Genomic DNA, 1,091 nt, shown 5'->3' with positions numbered 1-1,091 from the left:
ATTCCCATTCTAACGAGTTCATCTTTCAATTTATTTTCTAATCCTTCGGTATCAAAAGATTGGTCCGTAAGTGTTTCAATACAAACACGATGTCTATTAGTTTTCTCTGCTTGGTCTGGCTGCCAATTAGTATATGTGGTGATTCTGAATGAAAGAAATTTTGGATCATAACAAAAGATAAAATGAGACTGATTCATCGGCCTTTTATCAAACACAAAGTATGTTATGATTGTTTTTCTAAATTTTGGAAGTTGCTTTGGATATTCTAACTTCAAAGTATTAAGTAAAAGATGTGTGGGAATAGTCCATACTACTTCATCTAAATCGTTGATGATTTGACCATTTCCTAACCTTGCGGCTTTAATCTTTTTTTCTGATACCTCAAATGACTCAATTGCAGTACTCTTTATCGTTTTTACACCCAATCCATCCAAGGTTTTCTCGAATTTCTTTATCCAATCTCCAGCCCCTCCACTTTTAGGATAAAACTGATGATTGCTACTTGCCCCTTCAAGATAGTGATGAAATCCAATTTTTGAATCGAGTTCTGGTATTGTTTTTAATTTTTTAGTAATTTCAGGAGTTCCAACTAAAATTCTCCTCATCGCAAAACGTAGCTGCGCGTTACGATCTAATTTGGTTATATCTTCTTCCCCGTAAAGTTTGGTTAATATTGGCTGAAATAGTTTTTCCGTAAGTGTTGCACCATAAAGTTTCTCCAAATTCTCCTTCGCATTTTTCGAATTCGACGTATCTTTCAAGTCTAAGAGATTTAAAATTTCAATAAGACCTTTGTCATGCACATCCTTTCCAAGTTTATTAGAGTCCAAAAAAATGCATTTATCATCTAGTGTACCTTGAAAAAAATTTGCGGCCCTTTCATTTTCATATCGATTCCAATCGTTCTGCCATGAAGCAGGTATCACATCTTGATCAATTTCTGGTTTGCCTGTCCCTGCAATAAAATGTGTGCCAAAATCGAAAATATCACCATGTTCGTTTTCAAATGAATTCAACAAACCACCTAACTGATCGGCTCTTTCGACTAAAGTTACATCATAACCTTTTTTTCTTAACAAAATTGCAGAGTA

Annotated in this window: 1 protein-coding gene; it reads right to left on the bottom strand. The window is 34.4% G+C overall.

Annotation, left to right across the window (positions count from 1 at the left end; genetic code table 11):
• Positions 1-1,079, bottom strand: a 1,079-nt coding sequence (locus tag EHQ62_RS13920) for an FAD-dependent oxidoreductase (protein ID WP_244241785.1), incomplete at its 3' end; no start/stop codon positions are given.
• Positions 1,080-1,091 lie beyond the last annotated feature (12 nt).

This window comes from Leptospira jelokensis (assembly GCF_004769635.1).
Lineage (GTDB): Bacteria > Spirochaetota > Leptospiria > Leptospirales > Leptospiraceae > Leptospira_A > Leptospira_A jelokensis.
This window is presented reverse-complemented; position numbering and strand designations above follow the sequence as displayed.